The organism is Pseudomonas synxantha BG33R (assembly GCF_000263715.2).
GTDB lineage: Bacteria > Pseudomonadota > Gammaproteobacteria > Pseudomonadales > Pseudomonadaceae > Aquipseudomonas > Aquipseudomonas synxantha_A.
Map to the genome: position 1 here is coordinate 5,791,462 of NZ_CM001514.1, position 19,649 is coordinate 5,811,110.

Annotated in this window: 19 protein-coding genes; 9 read left to right on the forward strand and 10 right to left on the reverse strand. The window is 60.4% G+C overall.

Annotated features, from left to right (window positions below):
- Positions 1-3 precede the first annotated feature (3 nt).
- From PSEBG33_RS02285 to PSEBG33_RS02265, 5 genes are all read right to left on the reverse strand, one after another.
- The gene (locus PSEBG33_RS02285) at positions 4-1,224 is read right to left on the reverse strand and encodes an electron transfer flavoprotein subunit alpha/FixB family protein (RefSeq protein ID WP_005792148.1); all 1,221 of its coding nucleotides are present in this window, start codon (positions 1,222-1,224) and stop codon (positions 4-6) included.
- Positions 1,224-3,164, reverse strand: a complete 1,941-nt coding sequence (gene dgcB, locus PSEBG33_RS02280) for a dimethylglycine demethylation protein DgcB (protein ID WP_005792149.1) — start codon at positions 3,162-3,164, stop codon at positions 1,224-1,226. Before dgcB ends, PSEBG33_RS02285 begins: the two co-directional genes overlap by 1 nt.
- Positions 3,165-3,296: 132 nt before the next feature.
- On the reverse strand, positions 3,297-5,357 hold the full coding sequence (dgcA, locus tag PSEBG33_RS02275) for a dimethylglycine demethylation protein DgcA (protein ID WP_005792151.1): 2,061 nt from the start codon (positions 5,355-5,357) through the stop codon (positions 3,297-3,299).
- A gap of 15 nt (positions 5,358-5,372) precedes the next feature.
- Positions 5,373-5,903: a DUF5943 domain-containing protein gene (locus PSEBG33_RS02270; RefSeq protein ID WP_005792152.1), complete on the reverse strand. Its 531-nt coding sequence runs from the start codon at positions 5,901-5,903 to the stop codon at positions 5,373-5,375.
- A gap of 52 nt (positions 5,904-5,955) precedes the next feature.
- Complete coding sequence (locus PSEBG33_RS02265) at positions 5,956-6,933, reverse strand: dipeptidase (protein WP_005792153.1); 978 nt, start codon at positions 6,931-6,933, stop codon at positions 5,956-5,958.
- 218 nt (positions 6,934-7,151) lie between these two features.
- On the opposite strand from PSEBG33_RS02265, the gene PSEBG33_RS02260 reads away from it, so the two are divergent.
- The gene (locus PSEBG33_RS02260; protein WP_005792155.1) at positions 7,152-7,553 is read left to right on the forward strand and encodes a lysozyme inhibitor LprI family protein; all 402 of its coding nucleotides are present in this window, start codon (positions 7,152-7,154) and stop codon (positions 7,551-7,553) included.
- A 44-nt stretch (positions 7,554-7,597) separates the two neighbouring features.
- Here PSEBG33_RS02260 and PSEBG33_RS02255 read toward each other — a convergent pair whose 3' ends face one another.
- Positions 7,598-8,560 carry a tyrosinase family protein gene (locus PSEBG33_RS02255; protein ID WP_005792156.1) on the reverse strand — a complete coding sequence of 321 codons (963 nt, stop codon included), beginning with the start codon at positions 8,558-8,560 and terminating at the stop codon, positions 7,598-7,600.
- Between the two features lie 190 nt (positions 8,561-8,750).
- On the opposite strand from PSEBG33_RS02255, the gene PSEBG33_RS02250 reads away from it, so the two are divergent.
- From PSEBG33_RS02250 to PSEBG33_RS02240, 3 genes are all read left to right on the forward strand, one after another.
- Positions 8,751-8,951, forward strand: a complete 201-nt coding sequence (locus PSEBG33_RS02250; protein WP_005792157.1) for a hypothetical protein — start codon at positions 8,751-8,753, stop codon at positions 8,949-8,951.
- Between the two features lie 134 nt (positions 8,952-9,085).
- The gene (locus PSEBG33_RS02245; protein ID WP_005792158.1) at positions 9,086-9,556 is read left to right on the forward strand and encodes a hypothetical protein; all 471 of its coding nucleotides are present in this window, start codon (positions 9,086-9,088) and stop codon (positions 9,554-9,556) included.
- A gap of 74 nt (positions 9,557-9,630) precedes the next feature.
- Positions 9,631-10,047 (forward strand): DUF3010 family protein, encoded by a 417-nt coding sequence (locus tag PSEBG33_RS02240; RefSeq protein ID WP_005792159.1) that lies wholly within the window; start codon positions 9,631-9,633, stop codon positions 10,045-10,047.
- 217 nt (positions 10,048-10,264) lie between these two features.
- On the opposite strand, the gene PSEBG33_RS02235 is transcribed toward PSEBG33_RS02240, so the two are convergent.
- Both PSEBG33_RS02235 and PSEBG33_RS02230 read right to left on the reverse strand, forming a co-directional pair.
- Positions 10,265-11,443, reverse strand: coding sequence for an AAA family ATPase (locus PSEBG33_RS02235; RefSeq protein WP_005792160.1), 1,179 nt, complete (start codon positions 11,441-11,443; stop codon positions 10,265-10,267).
- Positions 11,444-11,511: 68 nt separating this feature from the next.
- On the reverse strand, positions 11,512-12,456 hold the full coding sequence (locus tag PSEBG33_RS02230) for a GlxA family transcriptional regulator (protein WP_005792161.1): 945 nt from the start codon (positions 12,454-12,456) through the stop codon (positions 11,512-11,514).
- 193 nt (positions 12,457-12,649) lie between these two features.
- Here PSEBG33_RS02230 and PSEBG33_RS02225 point away from each other — a divergent pair, with 193 nt between their 5' ends.
- The 5 genes from PSEBG33_RS02225 (at position 12,650) to PSEBG33_RS02205 (ending at position 16,577) form a co-directional block, all read left to right on the forward strand.
- A complete protein-coding gene (locus PSEBG33_RS02225) occupies positions 12,650-13,594 on the forward strand; it encodes a choline ABC transporter substrate-binding protein (RefSeq protein WP_005792162.1) in 945 nt (314 codons plus the stop codon).
- Between the two features lie 73 nt (positions 13,595-13,667).
- Entirely contained in the window at positions 13,668-14,555 is an 888-nt protein-coding gene (locus tag PSEBG33_RS02220) for a 3-keto-5-aminohexanoate cleavage protein (RefSeq protein WP_005792163.1), read from the forward strand.
- 63 nt (positions 14,556-14,618) lie between these two features.
- Positions 14,619-15,584, forward strand: a complete 966-nt coding sequence (locus PSEBG33_RS02215) for an L-carnitine dehydrogenase (protein ID WP_005792164.1) — start codon at positions 14,619-14,621, stop codon at positions 15,582-15,584.
- Positions 15,585-15,596: 12 nt separating this feature from the next.
- On the forward strand, positions 15,597-16,088 hold the full coding sequence (locus PSEBG33_RS02210; RefSeq protein WP_005792165.1) for a thioesterase family protein: 492 nt from the start codon (positions 15,597-15,599) through the stop codon (positions 16,086-16,088).
- A 225-nt stretch (positions 16,089-16,313) separates the two neighbouring features.
- Positions 16,314-16,577: a hypothetical protein gene (locus tag PSEBG33_RS02205; RefSeq protein WP_005792166.1), complete on the forward strand. Its 264-nt coding sequence runs from the start codon at positions 16,314-16,316 to the stop codon at positions 16,575-16,577.
- 88 nt (positions 16,578-16,665) lie between these two features.
- Here PSEBG33_RS02205 and PSEBG33_RS02200 read toward each other — a convergent pair whose 3' ends face one another.
- Positions 16,666-17,769: a GlxA family transcriptional regulator gene (locus tag PSEBG33_RS02200; protein ID WP_005792167.1), complete on the reverse strand. Its 1,104-nt coding sequence runs from the start codon at positions 17,767-17,769 to the stop codon at positions 16,666-16,668.
- A gap of 498 nt (positions 17,770-18,267) precedes the next feature.
- Positions 18,268-19,644: an L-serine ammonia-lyase gene (locus PSEBG33_RS02195; protein WP_005792168.1), complete on the reverse strand. Its 1,377-nt coding sequence runs from the start codon at positions 19,642-19,644 to the stop codon at positions 18,268-18,270.
- Between the last annotated feature and the right edge of the window lie 5 nt (positions 19,645-19,649).

A 19,649-nucleotide genomic window follows, 5' to 3' on the forward strand; every position in this document is an offset into this window, starting at 1 on the left:
TCCCTAAGCTGCATCGCGCTTGGCGCCGTTGCGGTAGGCCTGCACCGCATCGATCAAGGCTTGCAGAATCGCGGCGCTTTCGCCGATCACCGACAGGTCGGCACGCTTGATCATGTCGCAGGTCGGGTCGAAGTTGATCGCCACCACCTTGTCGCAGGCCCCGATGCCTTGCAGGTGCTGGATCGCCCCGGAAATACCCACGGCCACATACACCCGCGCCGTGACCCAGGTGCCGCTGGCGCCGACCTGACGATCACGCGCCATGAAGCCATCGTCCACCGCCACCCGCGACGCACCTTCGGTGGCGCCCAGGGCCGCGGCGGTCTGGTGGAACAGCGCCCAGTCCTTCACGCCATTGCCACCGGAGAAAATGAATTCCGCTTCGGCCATGGGAATCGCCGCCGGATCCACCGCCACCGCCCCCAGGTCCTCGATACGCGACAAACTGCGCGCCAGGCTTGTGGATAACTCTACGGGCAGTACCTCATGCCGGGTCTCGCTGACCGGGTCGGCACACTCAACGGCCGCCAGGATCAGGCGCGGCAGCGGCCGGGCCAAATCTTGCTGGCCCGCCCCCGCACGGCCGATGCACTCATCGCCCTTGATTTGCCAAACACGTGTCGCCGGGCGTTCCTTGAGGCTGGCGGCAAAGCGCCGACCCAGTTCGCCGCCGCCGCTGCGGCTGTCCGGTAGTAGCCAGTGGCGTGGATTGAACTGGTTATCCACAGCCCGCAGGCCTTGCACGCGTTGTTCCGGTGAATAACCGTCGAACGCGTGGCCATCCAGTACCAGCAGGCGATCGACACCGGCAGTGGCAAAGGCGTTTTCCTTGTGTTCACCAAACACCACGGCCAGCACCGCGCCGTCGCTGCCAGCCAGTTGCCTGGCCAGGCCAAGCAAGTCACGGTCGTGGCTGCTCAAGCGGCCACCGACCATGTCCGGCACCACACTGATGTAGAACGCGGGCGTTGGCACCTGATGCAGTGGCAACTGCACTTCCACCGCCGCTGTACGCTTGGCCGCACCGCCCTGCTGGGCGCCGCTGCGGTCAATACGCTTGATGCCGTTGGGGCCGATAAAACCGACACCGTGCACGTTTTTACGAATGATGCCGTTGGGCCCCATCCAGCTCTGCTGCACGGGCTGCATGGCCGCGTGCAAGGGGTGAAGACGGTTACGGGCGATCCATTCGGCCCGAGGGTCACGGCGAATAATGTCGCTCATCAATGCACCTCCGCGGGTTCACGTTTAGGCGCTTTTGCCGGCACGGGGTCTTCAAGCAAAGCGTCGGCCACCAACTCGGCAATGTCCTTGATCAATGGTCGCGGCTCGACCACACCTTCCAGCATCGCTGTGCACTGCGGGCAACCCACGGCCACCAGTTCGGCACCGGTTTCGCGGATGTCTTCCATGCGCATGTCGGGGATACGTTGCTTGCCGGGAATGTCAGTGATCGGCGCGCCGCCGCCACCGCCGCAGCAGCGCGAACGGAAGCCTGAGCGTTGCATTTCCTTGACCTCGATGCCCAACGCCCGCAGCACTTGGCGCGGTGCCTCGTATTCGCCGTTGTAGCGGCCCAGGTAACAAGGGTCGTGGTAGGTCACGCTGCTGCCTTTGTGCTGACCCAGGTTGAGCGCGCCGTCGCCGATCAACTCGGCCATGAAGGTGCTGTGATGCTGTACGAAGTAATTGCCGTTGAAGGCGCCGTACTCGTTTTTCAGCACATGGAAACTGTGCGGGTCGCAGGTAACAATGCGCTTGAAGCTATATTTGCCCAACGTCTGGATATTGCGCGAGGCCAACAATTGGAAAGTTGCTTCATCGCCCAGACGCCGCGCTACGTCACCGCTGTCGCGTTCTTCCAGGCCAAGTACCGCAAAGTCGACTCCAGCCGCCTTGAGCACTTTGACAAACGCACGCAGGGTGCGTTGGTTGCGCATGTCGAAGGCACCGTCGCCGACCCAGAACAGCACCTCGCAGCTGCCCTTGTCACTGAGCAACGGCAGGTTCAGGTCCGCCGCCCAGTTGAGGCGACCGCCCGGTGCGAAACCGCCGGGGTTGTCGGTGGCAATCAGGTTTTCCAGGACTTCGGCACCCTTGTTCGGCGTGGCGCCTTTTTCCAGGGTGAGGTGGCGGCGCATGTCGACGATGGCGTCGACATGCTCGATCATCATCGGGCACTCCTCGACGCAGGCACGGCAGGTGGTGCATGACCACAACGTCTCGGCATCCACCAACCCGTTGACGATTGGCTGATGAGGGTTGCCGCCATGTTCGCCTATCGGTTTGCCCGGATACGGGCTGCCGGCAAACTTGGCATCGGTGCCACCGGCCAGGCCAACGACCATGTCCTGAATCAGCTTTTTCGGGTTCAGCGGCTGGCCGGCAGCGAATGCCGGGCACGCCGCTTCGCACTTGCCGCACTGCACGCAGGCGTCAAAGCCGAGCAACTGGTTCCAGGTGAAATCCTTGGGCTTCTCCACGCCAAGCGGCGCGGTTTTATCACTGAGGTCCAGCGGCTTCAGACCGGTGGAGCGGCCACCGCCGAAGCGTTCGGCGCGGCGGTGCCAGGCCAGGTGCAGGGCACCCGCGAAGGCGTGCTTCATCGGCCCGCCCCAGGTCATGCCGAAGAACATTTCCGACACACCCCACAGCACGCCCACGCTCAGCAGCGCAGCGAGCAGCCAGCCGCCAAAGTCAGCGGGCAGAATCCCGGCCACCGGCAAGGTCACCAGGAAAAAGCTCACCGAGAACGCCATCAGGCTTTTCGGCAGGCGCATCCATGGGCCCTTGGACAGGCGCGCAGGCGGATTGCGGCGGCGCAGGTACATGAAGATGGCACCGACAAACATCAGCACCGACGTCAGCAGCAACGCATAGCCGAGGATGCGGTTATGCAGGCCAAAGCCATGCACCACAATCGCCAGCAACGCCGAGAGCACAAAGCCCAGAGCCGTGGCGACGTGGGTGTTGGCGATGTATTTGTCGCGGGCGACCACGTGGTGCAAGTCGACCATGTAGCGCTTGGGCATGGCCAAAAGACCGCCAAGCAAGTCGACTTTGGATGCACGCCCACGGCGCCACATGCTCATGCGGCGCAAGGCGCCGAGGACGGCGAGCCCCAGGGCGGCAAAGAGCAGAATGGGAAGAAGTGTATTCAGCATGGTGAAGCTCCCACAAGGCTCCTGTAGGAGCGAGCTTGCTCGCGAAGGTCGTCAACGATTACGCGTCCATTCTGGATGAACGCGTTGTATTGGAGTTTTTCGCGAGCAAGCTCGCTCCTACAGGGACATTGCTTAGAAATCCTTGCACAGGCGCAGGGCGTCGTAGATCGCAGCGTGGGTGTTGCGCTGGGCCACACAGTCACCAATGCGGAACAGCAAGTACCCCTCGCCCGGCTCGCTCAAGCACGGCTGTGGTTTGATCGCAAACAAGGCTTCAACGTCGATCTGGCCCTTGTTGCGCGAGCCTTCCTTGAGGCCGTAGTAGAGGGCTTCGTCCGGGCGTACGCCGTTCTCCACCACCACCTGGTCCACCACCCGTTCTTCTTTGGCGCCGGTGTATTCGTTCTCCAGTACCGCCACCAGCTTGTCGCCCTCGCGATAGACCTTTTCCAGCATCATGTCGCCGGTCATGATCACTTCCTTGGGGTACATGCTGCGGTAGTACGTCGGGAACGATGTACCGCCAATCGCCACACCGGGCTTGATGTCGTCGGTGACGATTTCCACCTGGCAGCCTTTGTCGGCCAGGAAGTCCGCCACCGACATGCCGGTGAACTCGCAAATGGTGTCGTACACCAGCACGTTCTTGCCCGGCGCGACTTTGCCGTCGAGCACATCCCAACTGCTCACCACCAAGCCTTCGGCGGCGCCCCAATATTCGTTCTGTTCGATGAACGGATGCCCGCCCACCGCCAGCACCACCACGTCCGGACGCAGGTCCAGGATGGTCTCGGCATCCGCCGCCACGCCGAGGCGCAGGTCGACTTTCAAGCGCGCCAACTCCAGCTGGTACCAGCGAGTGATACCGGCGATCTGGTCGCGCTGCGGCGCTTTGGAAGCGGTGGTGATCTGCCCGCCGATGAACTCTTTTTTCTCCAACAGGGTTACGTCGTGGCCGCGTTCGGCGGCGACACGTGCTGCCTCCATACCAGCGGGGCCTGCGCCCACCACGACCACTTTGCGCTTGGCCCCGGTGGTTTTCTCGATGATGTGCGGCACGCCCATGTATTCACGGGAGGTCGCGGCGTTCTGGATGCACAGCACGTCCAGGCCCTGATACTGGCGGTCGATGCAGTAGTTGGCGCCCACGCATTGCTTGATCTGGTCGATCTGGCCCATCTTGATCTTGGCGATCAGGTGCGGGTCGGCGATGTGCGCACGGGTCATGCCGACCATGTCCACATAGCCGCCTTCGAGGATGCGCGTGGCCTGGTTCGGGTCCTTGATGTTCTGCGCGTGCAGCACCGGAACCTTGACCACTTCCTTGATCCCGGCTGCCAGGTGCAGGAACGGCTCCGGTGGATAACTCATGTTCGGAATCACGTTGGCCAGGGTGTTGTGGGTGTCGCACCCCGAGCCCACCACGCCGATGAAATCGAGCATACCGGTGTCGTCGTAATACTTGGCGATCTGCTTCATGTCCTCATGGGACAAGCCGTCCGGGTGGAACTCGTCGCCGCACAGGCGCATGCCCACGCAGAAGTCTTCGCCCACTTCGGCACGCACGGCCTTGAGCACTTCCAGGCCGAACTTCATGCGGCCTTCAAAGCTGCCGCCCCATTCGTCGGTACGCTTGTTGACCCGCGGGCTCCAGAACTGATCGATCATGTGCTGGTGCACGGCGGACAGCTCGACGCCATCCAAGCCACCAGCCTTGGCACGACGCGCCGCCTGGGCGTAGTTGCCGATCACGCGCCAGATTTCTTCCGGCTCGATGGTCTTGCAGGTAGCACGGTGCACCGGCTCACGCACGCCGGACGGCGACATCAGGGTCGGCCAATTGAAGCCGTCCCAGCGTGAGCGACGGCCCATGTGGGTAATCTGGATCATGATCTTGGCGCCATGCTTGTGCATGGCGTCGGCCAGGTTCTGAAAGTGCGGGATGATGCGGTCGGTGGACAGGTTCACCGAGCTCCACCATTCCTGGGGACTGTCGATGGCTACCACCGAGGAGCCGCCGCAGATCGCCAGGCCGATACCGCCCTTGGCTTTCTCTTCGTAATACTTCACATAGCGGTCGGTAGTCATGCCGCCGTCGGTGGCATACACCTCGGCGTGGGCGGTACTAAGCACGCGGTTGCGGATGGTCAGCTTGCCGATCTGGATCGGCGCAAACATTGCTTCGAAAGCCATGGCACGGTCCTCGGCTTACAACGGTTTGACGGTGAACAGGCCATCGTCGTGGCCCTCTTCGGAGCCTCCGTAGACTTGTTCGGCGACAGTGCGGATCTTGCTGCCACGAGCCTCAAGAATCTGGTCCATGGCACCGGCAAACCAGCCGGTGAACATGTAGTCGACCTTGCGGCCGACCTTGCCGTACACGTAGACGAACGCCGAGTGCTCAAGCTTGACGCTGGCGGTGCCTTTATCCAGGTCGATGTCCTGGATCTTGAACAGGCCCCATCCGCGTTGCGACAGACGCTTCATGTAGTGTTCGAACACCGCGACGCCTTCCAGGCCGTGGCACTCGGCTTCCTTTTCACACCAGTGCCAGGCGGATTTGTAGCCGGCCTTGTAGAGGATCTCGGCGTAGGCATCAGCGCCCAGCACTTCTTCGATACCCATGTGGTTGTTGACGAAGAAATGGCGCGGCACGTACAGCATGGGCAGGGCGTCGGAGGTCCAGACACCGGTTTCGCTGTCGACTTCGATTGGCAATTGCGGGGCGATCTTGGCCATGGAAACTTAACTCCAGAAAAATTCGTTGTGGTGTTGCCGATAGGTGTCTGGCTTATTCGCCCCAGACGTCCTTCAAGACGTTGACCCAGTTCTCGCCCATGATCTTGCGTACCACGCGCTCGGGGTGGCCGCGCTTGAGCAGGGTCTCGGTGAGGTTGGGGAATTCACCCACGGTGCGAATGCCCAGCGGGTTGATGATCTTGCCGAAGCTGGTCAGCCGGCGGGCGTAGCCCTTGTCATGGGTAAGCATTTCAAAGAAATCCTGGCCATGCCCCTGGGTGAAGTCGGTGCCGATGCCGATGGCATCTTCGCCGACGATATTCATGGTGTATTCGATGGCTTCGGCGTAGTCGTCGATGGTCGAATCGATGCCCTTGGCCAGGAACGGCGCGAACATGGTCACGCCGACAAACCCACCGTGGTCGGCGATGAACTTGAGTTCTTCATCGGACTTGTTGCGCGGGTGTTCCTTGAGCCCGGACGGCAGGCAGTGGGAATAGCACACCGGCTTTTTCGATTCGAGGATGACTTCTTCGCTGGTCTTGGAACCGACGTGAGACAGGTCGCACATAATGCCGACACGGTTCATCTCGGCGACGATTTCGCGCCCGAAGCCCGACAACCCGCCGTCGCGCTCATAGCAGCCGGTGCCCACCAGGTTCTGGGTGTTGTAGCACATCTGCACCACGCCAACGCCGAGCTGTTTGAAGATCTCGACATAGCCGAGCTGGTCTTCAAAGGCATGGGCATTCTGGAAGCCGAAGATGATGCCGGTCTTGCCCTGCTCCTTGGCGCGGCGGATGTCGGCGGTGGTTTTCACCGGGATCACCAGGTCACTGTTCTCGCGAATCAGGGTCTGGCTGGCGACAATGTTATTGATCGTGGCCTGGAAGCCTTCCCACACCGACACTGTGCAGTTGGCGGCGGTGAGGCCACCTTTGCGCATGTCTTCGAACAGGTCGCGGTTCCACTTGGCAATAATCAGACCGTCGATAACGATGCTGTCGGCGTGCAACTCGGCTGGGCTCATCAGGCGTCCCCTTATTGGCGATTCATGCGCCGAATCGTCTGCCGGCGCTTTGGGGCCAGCATATGCCCAGGGACAACCCGAGCCGGGTGCAAAAACGACAGGGGAATTGCCGAAAGCGTCAATCCACGACAAAGGCTGTGCAGACATGCCTGACGGGCGACTGTTCTTTGTCTTACGCTTGAGCCAGAATTGCGCATCACGTGATATGAGACGGCGCAATGAAATCGATTTTCCTGGCTTTGGCACTCATCGCAACCGGCGTTCACGCAGCCGAAGACACCGACAGCACGCCGTGCGACGGCATCGAAAACGACAAACAGACCCTGGCCTGCGCCGCCTACAACAAAACCACCGCCGAGCAATTGCTCAAGGATAACTATCAGGGCCTGCTGGAGCGCATGGCTTCAACCTACGGCAGCGACAAGACCAAACTGGCCGACATTACCGCCCGTCTGAAGGACGCCCAGCAGAAATGGGAAAAACTGCGCGATGCCGATTGCGCGGTGGACACCTTCCCGGCGGTCAATGGCAGCAAGGAGTATGCGATTGCGCAGAATGATTGCCTGGCGCGGATGAGTGATGAGCGGTCGGAGTTTTTGGAGTCGATTGGGCAGGAGTAAACGCCCTTCCACACGGCTGAGACGCGGGAAGGGCCTTGCCCCATTCAAGCCATGAAAGGTGACTTGAACGGCCTCTTGGTCAGCGGCACGCCTGGTTCGTAGGCATAACCCAGGGTGGTGATGTCCATCACGTCGCGGATACGACGCTGCCAGGGTTTGATCACATCATCGTAATTGTGCCCGGCCGGACCACCTTGCATTGGGCAGTAATGAGGCGCCAGATCAGGCTTATCCAGCTTCATTTGCGCCTGCCAGTCGGCCCAGATCTTGTCGATAAAGCAGTGATGCAGAAAAAACACCGGATCCTCGGGGGACGTCATTGCCAACATGTTGCCACCGATCCACAGATGGACTCGGTTGTGCAACTGCGAGCCCGGTGTGCTGACTTGCGGGTCGCCCTTCTGGGTGATCCATCCTTCAAGTCGGTTCCTGAAGCCTCGGTTGAACGGGCTGGCGTTGTAATTAGGCTCGTCATACAAACCTTCATTCATTGCCATCTTCACGTCGTCAGCCGTAGGCAGCGAGGTGACCCATTGCGAGAATTGTCGCTTCAGGCCCGGGCCCGGCAGGTCGTCTTCAGGGTACGCAGGCACGGGCCAATTGCCGTAACGGTGTGCAAAGGGCCCATCTTGCACCCTGGACTCATCGGTAGCGTCACCGTCACCACCCATCAAGCTTTGCTCCCACACCGGTGAGTTCGTCGGGTCGGCCGCATCCAACGTCCAATCCCAGTAAGGTATCGTGATGCCAGGCGTAATCGATTGCAGGTCGGCCTCCAACTGCAACAACATCTCACGGTGCCACGGCAAAAAGGCCGGACCCAAGTGAGCCCCGTTACGATAGTCGGGGTCTTGGGGTTCATCGGGATGAACCGTAGGCACCATCACTGCGTGGTGCCAATGCACATACTTGTCATATCCGCCATTGCGCTTGAGGGCCAACAGAGTATTGGTAAACGCTAGTCGTTCAGGCCCGCTCAGTGTTCGAATCTCCCTGCGAATATTCATTGCGCAACTCCCTTGTCGAAAAGGCTTGGAACCGCGTAAGGGTTCCTGTCGCGAATCTAGGTGAAGGACCCACCAAGTTCTACTGTCAGATCTGACAGTTTCAGCACTGTCTCCGACAAATGGTCAACTCCTCTCGACCGGACCGAGCCTGTTACCATTCACGCCATCTTCACTAGTTCAAGGCAACGCCATGAACGCGGCCGAAGACACCGACGTGACGCCGTGCGATGGCATCGAAAACGACAAACAGCCCTTGGCTTGCGCCGCCTATAACAAAGCCACCGCCGAGCAACTGCTCAAGGATAACGACCAAGGGCTGCTGCAGAACGATTGCCTGGCGCGAAAGAGTGATAAGCGGTCGGAGTTTTTGGAGTCGATTGGGCAGGAATAAGCGTCATCACCCTGGGTAGCCAGGCGCCTGTCAACTGTCAGCTCTCACAGTTTACGGTGTGCCGTGCAGTGCCTATGTTCGGTTGGTGAATACGCATTAACCGATCATCAAGGAGTTACTCCAAGGAGCTGATCATGCTGACTCGACACGTCATTCCTCAAAACTACACAACCCCATCCCAGGGCAACCTGAGCGCTAATATTGGAACTTCCCCTTCCCTTACATTGACGGCTGAAGGCATCAGTTTCGCGCGGGACTACTACACAACCGACCGAAAAATGCGTACGACGCTCTCGGCGCTGCAACGCCTGCCCGACATGATTCACGGCATTGAAATTACCTTTCTCAGCACGCTGACCGACGGTAAACACACGATTGAAGAGAAAAAGGTGAGTGCCGTTTATTGGCAACTATTGGCAGAAAACGACGAATCGGTTTTCTACACCCATGACGCGGACTCCGGTTTTATCGACATGGTCTTCGATGATGCGCTCGAAACTGTTGAAGGAACCTTTAGCTTCGAGTCCACTAACTCGGATGGGAACCTCCTGGAAATTAACGGCGGCGACTTCAAAATTGTAGGACGGGACGATCTTACGCTGTAGAAGCAGTAGTGCATCTGGGAGTGGATAGGGGGACAATCCTTTTTCCACTCTATCTTTCCCGACCAAGGCCATTCATGACTATCTGCGGCATCGAAATCAAAGGCAGCGAAGCCATTATCGCCGTCGCCTCCCTGCAGAACCAGGCGCTGACCCACGTCGCGCTGTCGACCAAGAAAATCGCCCTTGAAGACGACGACGAGGCCGCCAACGTCAAAGCCTTCGTCACCCAAGTGAAAGCGTTCGTACAGGAAAACGCCATCGAGCGTATCGCCATCAAGAAACGCAGCAAGAAAGGTGAATTCGCCGGTGGCCCGACGACGTTCAAGATTGAAGGGGTGTTTCAATTACTGGAGGGGGTTGAAGTGACGCTGCTGTCGCCGCAGACCATCAATGCACAGAACAAGAAGCATACCTTTGATCTGCCCGCGACGCTGAACAAGTACCAGCATGAAGCCTACAAGGCTGCATGCTCGGCCCTGGTAAAGAAATAAGCCACGCCACCTCTCCACTGTGGGAGCTGGCTTGCCTGCGATGGCGGTACATCAGTCGACATTTATCGTGCTGACCCACCGCCATCGCAGGCAAGCCAGCTCCCACATTTGATTTGAGTTGTCCCTTAGTCATTCTCTGCGGCCTCGAAATATAAGGCAGCGTGCTCGGCCCTGGTGAAGAAATAAGCCACACCCGCTCTCTTTAAAAGCCGGCCTTTTAGCGCGGTGTACGGCTCTTGTGTTGCAGCCAGTCACCGAAGGTTTTGTCCTCCAGGGCATAGCCGCCTCGGCTCGACTTCCACACCAGTTCCTTGTCGCGCAGGGCATCGATGCAGGCCTGGATGGTCTGGGTACCCGGCACCACGTCGCTACCCATCTTTTCCAGCGCCTTGCTGACAGCCGTGAGGGTGCTATCGGTGAATGGCGCAAAGGGTTCGTTGTTTTGAGAACGCTCCACCATCACCTCCAGCACGGCGCGCTGAGGGATGGTCAGGGCGTTCCAGGCGCTTTCGAACTCGGTCCATACACCCGCGCGCAGCAGTTCTGCACGACTGTGCAGCAGTTGACCCAGATTGCTCGCCTCGCCCAGCTCCAATGCGACTTCACCGATGATCGTGCGCAACATCTCGGGACGCCGACCTACCCGCTCAAACGCCTCATCAATATCAGCCGCGTTGAATTGGTTGTTCTTGGCCAGGTGCGCGTTGAGGTGCACGGTGTAGGCCTGGGTGAACGCTTTGCCCAGCAGCGGAAACGGTGTGATGCTGGAACCGAAGAATGGCTGGCTTTTACCCAATACCAAATGGGCGAGTTTGTCGCGATTGGAACCGGTAAACACCAGGCGCAAACCGCTGCCCTCCTCGTCACGGCCTTGGTTGAGCTGATCCCGCGCAGCCTTCAACGCGAACATCGCATTGATACCTGATTCGGTGGTTAATGCGTGCTGTGCTTCGTCAATCACCAGCACAACGGGTTTTCCTGCAGCCCGATGGAGCAATTCCAACGCTTGGGTCAGCGTCGCACCGACAGGCAATTGTGGCTTGGTAAAGTCCCAGGAAAGCGTACGCAGAAAGCTTAGTTTCTCGATGCCAATGTTCTTTGCCAGTTTGCGAATGCCCTTTTCAAACGGCACCAACGCCCCCGCAATGGCACTCGCGATCAGCTCGGCGGGGTCTTTTTCCTTGTTGGCCCACAGGTCGACATACACCGCCAGCCAGCCCCGGAGCTGACATTCCGGAATCAGGTCTTCGCGCAGAAAAGTGCTTTTGCCCGTGCGTCGGGGCGCCGCAAGAAACAGGCCGGAGGTGAAATCCTGAATACCGGCCCCCACTAGGCCATCGGCAATACTGCTTGCCAGGGTGGGGCGGCGAAACACAAAGCCGCTGTGCGTGGACATGGTTTTATACTCAATTATGGAAAGGACTATAAATTATAGCGAAGAGTATAATTGACTATAATTGTCCGTCAAACCACCTCCCGTCGCCGATCCTCCCTAGGACACTTGGCAAACCTGGCGCGATAGCTGCGGGTGAAATAGGACGGCGACTCAAACCCACACGCAATGCTCACTTCCAGCACACTCATGTCGCTCTGGCGCAGCAGTTTCCGGGCTTTCTCCAGGCGCAGGCCGAGATAGAAGTTGCTCGGGGTGTCGTTCAGGTGCAGACGAAACAGGCGCTCCAGTTGACGCCGGGTGACCTTGATCGCGTCGGCCAGGGCCAGGGTGCTCAAGGGCGGCTCAGTGTGTTGTTCCATTTCGCCGATCACGTGCACCAGTTTCTTGTTGTTGATGCCGTAGCGCGTGGCGATCTGCATGCGCTGGTGGTCTTTGCGTGGGCGTATACGGCCGAGCACGAATTGCTCCGAGACCTGGACCGCCAGTTCCGAGCCGTGGGCCTGGGCGATCAGATCGAGCATCAAGTCGATGGACGCGGTGCCGCCGGCGCAGGTGATGCGGCGACGGTCAATCTCGAACAGCTCCTGAGTCACGCTCAACTGCGGATAGGCTTCCTTGAAGGCGTCGATGGCTTCCCAGTGCAGGGTCAGGCGGTGGCCATCGAGCAGCCCCGCTTCGGCCAGCACACAGGCGCCGGTGTCGATGGCGCCCAGGGTCACGCCGTCGTGATCGAGGCGACGCAGCCAATGCTCCAGCGCCGGGGTAGAGCATTGCAAAGGCTCGAAACCGGCCACCACTAATAATGTGGCGCCTTTTTCCAGCGGCTCCAGCGCGGCGTCGGCGTTGACCGACATACCGTTGCTCGCCAGCACCGCGCCGCCATCTGCACTCAATATGTGCCAGCGGTACAACTCGCCACGAAAGCGGTTGGCGACCCGCAGCGGTTCCAAGGCTGAGATAAAACCGATGGCCGAAAAACCCGGCATCAGCAAGAAGTAGAAATCCTGGGACATGGTGGCGCTCTCGTGGGGCGGGCAGCGTGGCACTGTGATACTCCCGTTCATGCACGGATTCAAGGGGACAGGTCGCTGCAGTGCAAGAGCCGGTCGCCGTCGTGCGTTTTGTGGCTCGCCAAGCTGCGTAACGTGGCGTCACGGTGCACAAAGACACCGGCCCCCACAATAACGACCTGCCGAGGGACCCACCATGAACCGACTGATCCGCCGTTGCGTACTTGCACTCAGCGCCAGCGCCGTTTTGAGCACTAACGCCATGGCAGCGGATGCCGCTTCATGCCAGAACGTACGCATGGGCGTGGTGAACTGGACCGACGTGATCGCCACCAGCGCCATGACTCAAGTGCTGCTCGACGGCCTCGGCTACAAGACCAAACAAACCAGCGCCTCCCAGCAAATCATCTTTGCCGGTATCCGCGACCAACGCCTGGACCTGTTCCTGGGCTACTGGAACCCGCTGATGACCCAGACCATCACGCCGTTTGTCGAGGCCGGGCAGGTCAAGGTCCTGGATAAACCCAGCCTGGAAGACGCACGCGCCACCCTGGCGGTGCCGACTTATCTGGCAGACAAGGGCCTGAAGACCTTCGCTGACATCGCCAGGTTCCAGAAAGAGCTGGGCGGCAAGATCTACGGCATCGAGCCCGGCTCAGGTGCCAATACCCAGATCAAGGCGATGATTGCCAAGAACCAGTTTGGCCTGGGCAAGTTCCAACTGGTGGAGTCCAGCGAAGCCGGCATGTTGGCCGCCGTGGACCGCGCCGTGCGCCGCAAGGAAGCCGTGGTGTTCTTTGGTTGGGCGCCGCACCCGATGAACGTGAATGTGGCGATGACCTACCTCACCGGCAGCGAAGACGCCCTGGGGCCGAACGAAGGCCGGGCCAGCGTATGGACCGTCACGTCGCCAACCTACGCCGAGCAGTGCCCCAACGTGCACACGCTGCTGACCAACCTGACGTTCACCGCCGCCGACGAGAGCCGCATGATGCAGCCGCTGCTCGATCACAAGGATGCCCTGGAATCCGCCAGGCAGTGGCTCAAGGATCACCCTCAAGACCAACAGCGCTGGCTGGAGGGCGTGACCACGTTCGATGGCAAACCCGCGGCCGCCAACCTGAAACTCACCCGCAAATAACCTTCTCCGAACCACCGTTTCGCGGCCACTTGCGGCCGCGAACGGCACCACCACGCCTGTAAGGAACCGCCTCATGAACCACGACGTCATCATCACCTGCGCACTCACCGGTGCTGGCGACACGACCGCCAGAAGCCCGCACGTGCCGGTCACCCCCAAACAAATTGCCGCCGCCGCAGTAGAAGCCGCCAAGGCCGGCGCCACCGTGGTGCACTGCCATGTACGCGACCCGCACACCGGCAAATTCAGCCGCGATGTAGCCCTGTACCGTGAGGTGATGGAGCGCATCCGCGAGGCCGACATCGACATCATCGTCAACCTCACCGCCGGCATGGGCGGCGACCTGGAAATCGGTGGCGGCGAGAACCCGATGGACTTCGGCCCCAACACTGACCTGGTCGGCCCACTGACCCGCCTGGCGCATGTGGAGGAACTGCTGCCGGAGATCTGCACCCTGGACTGCGGCACCCTCAACTTCGGCGACGGCGACACCATTTATGTGTCCACCCCGGCGCAACTGCGGGCCGGCGCCAAGCGTATCCAGGCCCTGGGCGTAAAGGCCGAGCTGGAAATTTTCGACACTGGCCACCTGTGGTTCGCCAAGCAGATGATCAAGGAAGGGCTGCTCGATAACCCGCTGTTCCAACTGTGCCTGGGCATTCCCTGGGGCGCGCCGGCCGATACCACCACCATGAAAGCCATGGTCGACAACCTGCCCGCCGACGCGGTGTGGGCAGGGTTCGGGATTGGTCGCATGCAAATGCCGATGGCCGCGCAAGCGGTGCTGCTGGGCGGCAATGTACGGGTGGGCCTGGAAGACAACCTGTGGCTGGACAAAGGCGTGCTCGCCACCAACGGCCAGTTGGTGGAACGCGCCATTGAAATCCTCAGCCGGCTGGGTGCGCGGGTCATGACCCCGGCCGAGGGGCGAATCAAGATGGGCATGACCAAACGCGGTTAAACATGTGGAATCGTCGCACCGCCCCTCCCACAGGGGATCCCCGAACTCTCTAGGAATGTGCCAATGAGCTTTATCACTGACATCAAAACCTTCGCTGCCTTGGGCAGCGGTGTTATCGGCAGCGGCTGGGTATCCCGTGCCCTCGCCCACGGCCTCGATGTGGTCGCCTGGGACCCTGCCCCCGGTGCCGAAGCAGCCTTGCGCAAACGCGTCGCCAATGCCTGGGGCGCGCTGGAAAAACAAGGCCTGGCACCGGGTGCATCCCAGCATCGGCTGCGCTTTGTCAGCACCATCGAGGAATGCGTCAAGGACGCCGACTTCATTCAGGAAAGCGCCCCGGAACGCCTGGAGCTCAAGCTGCAGCTACACAGCCAGATCAGCGCGGCGGCCAAGCCGAATGCGTTGATCGGTTCGAGCACGTCCGGGCTGTTGCCAAGCGAATTCTATGAAGGTTCGACCCACCCGGAACGCTGCGTGGTCGGCCACCCGTTCAACCCGGTTTACCTGCTGCCCTTGGTGGAGGTGGTGGGCGGCAAGCGCACTGCGCCTGAAGCGATCCAGGCGGCCATCAAGGTGTATGAATCCCTCGGTATGCGCCCGCTGCATGTGCGCAAGGAAGTGCCCGGTTTTATTGCCGACCGGCTGCTCGAAGCGTTGTGGCGCGAGGCGCTGCACCTGGTCAATGACGGCGTGGCCACCACCGGCGAAATCGATGACGCGATTCGCTTTGGCGCCGGCCTGCGCTGGTCGTTCATGGGTACCTTCCTCACCTACACCCTGGCAGGCGGTGATGCCGGTATGCGGCACTTCATGGCGCAGTTCGGCCCGGCGTTGCAGTTGCCATGGACCTACCTGCCAGCACCGGAACTGACCGACAAGCTGATTGACGACGTGGTCGATGGCACTAGCGATCAGTTGGGCCAACACAGCATTTCGGCGCTGGAGCGCTATCGTGATGATTGCCTGTTGGCAGTGCTTGAGGCGGTGAAAACCACCAAGGCCCGGCACGGCATGACCTTCGCCGAATAAAGGGAGCCGATAATGCCCGCATTGACCACCTATACCACCCGAGTCCTTCCCGACTGGGTGGACTACAACGGCCACCTGCGCGACGCGTTCTACCTGCTGATCTTCAGCTACGCCACCGATGCGCTGATGGACACCCTGGGCCTGGACAGCGACAACCGTGAAGCCAGCGGCCACTCATTGTTCACCCTGGAGCTGCATCTGAACTACCTGCACGAAGTGAAACTGGGCGCCGAGGTTGAAGTGCACACCCAACTGATCGCCCATGACGCCAAGCGCCTGCACCTTTATCACAGCCTGCACCGGGTGGGCGATGACAAGGAACTGGCCGGCAATGAACAGATGCTGCTGCACGTCGATCTGGCCGGGCCGCAGGCTACGCCGTTCACCGAGGCCACGCTGCAACGGCTCGCCGCGATCAGCGCTGCACAGGCCGAGCTGCCAAGGCCCGCCCTGCTTGGCCGCGTCATCGGTTTACCGGCAAAAAAAGCCCCGAGCCAGCCGTGACTGGATCGGGGCAGAGGGGCCTTGTGTGAGCTGTGCATCTGGAGGGTGACCAAACCGTCAAGCTGCGTGCCTGGGATCAGTGTGCCTATTAACCGTATTGCCAAGTGACCCGAAAACGACCTGTTCATAGCCATCCAAGCCATTGCTCGATTCTGCGCTTGCCCACCCGGCGGGGGCCTACCAGAATCCAGGTCAATCCCTGTTCCCTACACCAGGATAAACGTCATGATGCACGCGGATTTGATTGACCAGGATGACCTGCTGAGCCAACTGCGCTCGCTGGGGTTTGAAGTATCCAGCGGCTCCAGTGCCGAGCAGGCGTGTGAATGTGCGGTGCGCGGTTTGAGCGAAGCGCGAGCCAAGGCGCTCAAGGGGATGGTGGAGCAGATGTATACCGGCAAGGCGACCATTTTGCCGGCGGTACGCCAGGCGATCGATAAGCAGCTGTTGCCGGCGCTGATGCAATTCAAACAGAACTCCGGCGCCTGAAAATACCGCTATCGCAGGCAAGCCAGCTCCCACAGGAGAACGCATTCCAAGGTGGGAGCTGGCTTGCCTGCAATGCAGACGACTCGGTTTAGAGCCTTACACTGGCAAACGTCGACTCGTTCCTGGCCTGGCTCAACGCCGACATCGGCCCCGACAACGGTGACAACACCAGTGCCTGCGGAATCGGCATCATCGCCACTTGCTGGGTGGTGTTGGAGCCGACACGTTCATCGCGTGGCGGTATGCCGAAGTATTCGCGGTAGCACTTGGAGAAGTGCGGCGTGGACACGAACCCGCACACCGACGCCACTTCGATGATCGACATCGGTGTTTGCTTGAGCAACTGCCGTGCACGGATCAGGCGCAGCTTGAGGTAATACCGCGACGGCGAGCAGTGCAGGTATTTCTGGAACAGCCGCTCCAACTGGCGGCGCGACACGGCGACATACACCGCCAGCTCATCCAGGTCGATCGGCTCTTCCAGGTTGGCTTCCATGAGCGCGACGATTTCCTGCAGCTTCGGCTGGTTGGTGCCGAGCATGTGCTTGAGCGGCACGCGCTGGTGATCCTGTTCGTTGCGGATGCGTTCGTAGACGAACATCTCGGAGATGGCAGCCGACAATTCACGGCCGTGGTCGCGGCTGATCAGGTGCAGCATCATGTCCAACGGCGCAGTGCCGCCGGAGCTGGTGAAGCGGTTGCGGTCGAGCGTGAACAGACGCGTGCTCATCGCGACGCGCGGGAAGGCTTCCTGCATCGACGCCAGGCATTCCCAATGCACGCTGCAATCAAAACCGTCGAGCAAACCCGCGCAAGCCAGGGCCCAACTGCCGGTACACACGGCACCCAGGCGACGGGATTGACGCGCCTGGCTTTGCAGCCACGACACATGCTCACGGGTGACCGTGCGCTGGATACCCACGCCCCCGCAGACGATGACCGTGTCCAGCGCCGGCGCTTTGTGCATGGAGGCGTCCGGGGTGATTTGCAGGCCGTCGCTGGCCCATACCTGGTTGCCGTCCACGCTCAGGGTTGTCCAGCGGTACAGCTCGCGGCCGGACAACTGGTTGGCCATGCGCAGGGGTTCCACGGCCGACGCCAGTGAAATCAGCGTGAAATTGTCCAGCAGCAAAAAGCCGATGGATTGAGGCGCACGGTTCTGGGGTTGGGCCCCGGAGTTGAACGACGTCATCGCGGTATCTCCTCACACAAAGCAGGTGATGGCCTCAGGCGAGGCTCTTGTTATTGCGCTCATCCCCTGCGAGGGGAGAGAGGCTTTGAATTGACAGAGCAAATGCCATGCCGAAAATTGAATGGCTATTCAATAACTCCTGAAAACGACCTGTTGATGCGTCTATATAAGCCCGCGCGTGGGGTGCGGGATATGGCGTGAGAAGGGTGCTACTCAAAGCGTGTGAGCAAATCGGTAGCACTTGTGGGAAGGCGCTTTGCGGGCGTAGGACATGTCTGTCACCCAAAGCACAATGCGCAGGTGACGAGAGGGAAATCGTTTGGTAGCTACTTATCTGTTTGCGACGCGCTAAAAGGTGGCGTTTTTTGATCTGGTGTTCACTTTATGAGCAATTGTGTCTGCACTATTGCTATCGGGGGCAAGCCCCCTCCCACATTTTGAAGGTGTTCACAAATCAAGTGTGGGAGGGGGCTTGCCCCCGATGCAGGCGACTGGGTCTCAGCACTCAACCGCACTCACCGCCAACCCACCGCGTGATGTCTCTTTGTACTTGTCATGCATATCGGCCCCGGTATCACGCATGGTGCGGATCACCCGGTCCAGGGAGATAAAGTGCTGGCCGTCGCCACGCAGGGCCATTTGCGCCGCGTTGATGGCCTTCACCGCCGCAATCGCATTGCGCTCGATACACGGCACCTGTACCAGGCCGCCGACCGGGTCGCAGGTCAGGCCGAGGTTATGTTCCAGGCCGATTTCGGCGGCGTTGCACACCTGCTCCGGCGTGGCACCTAGAATCTCCGCCAAGCCAGCTGCGGCCATCGCGCAAGCCGAGCCTACTTCACCCTGACAGCCGACTTCAGCACCGGAGATCGAAGCGTTCTTCTTGCACAAGATACCTACCGCCGCCGCGCCGAGCATATAGTCGACCACGTTGGCTTCGGTGACCTCCTCACTGAACTTCATGAAGTAGTGCAGCACTGCCGGGATGATCCCCGCCGCGCCATTGGTCGGCGCCGTCACCATGCGCCCACCGGCGGCGTTTTCTTCGTTGACCGCCAGGGCGAACAGGTTGACCCACTCCATGGCGCTCAAGGTCGAGCCGATCACATTGGGTTTGCCCAGCTCTTGCAAACTGCGATGCAACTTGGCGGCGCGGCGGCGCACATTGAGGCCGCCGGGCAGGATGCCTTCGTGCTTGAGACCCTGCTCCACGCAATCCTGCATGGCGCGCCAGAGTTTCATCAGGCCACTGCGGATTTCTTCTTCGGAGCGCCAGGTCTTTTCGTTCGCCAGCATCAGTTCGGCGACGCGCAGGTTGTGGGTCTTGCACAGCTGCAACAGCTCAACCGCACTGGAAAAATCGTAAGGCAATTCGGTGCGGTCCATATCGGCCACGCCGCTTCGGGCCTGGGCCTCATCCACCACAAAGCCGCCGCCGACCGAATAGTAGGTATCGCGATGCAGTTCGCCGTCATCGCCCCATACCACCAGGGTCATGGCGTTGGGGTGGAACGGCAGGTTCTCGTCGAGCAAGCGCATGTCCCGCGCCCACACAAATGGCACCGGCAAGCGGCTGTCCAGCAACAGGGTGTCGGTTTCACGCAAGGTTTGAATGCGTACGCCGATTTGCGAGGGGTCGATTGCGTCCGGCCACTCGCCCATCAGGCCCATGATGGTTGCGGTGTCACTGCCATGGCCGATGCCAGTGGCAGACAACGAGCCGTACAGTTGCACTTCGACACGCCGAACCCGTTCCAACAGTTCACGCTCACGCAACGCCTGCACGAACAACGCCGCGGCGCGCATGGGGCCCACGGTGTGAGAACTCGAAGGCCCGATGCCGATCTTGAACAGGTCGAAAACGCTGATAGCCATTAACG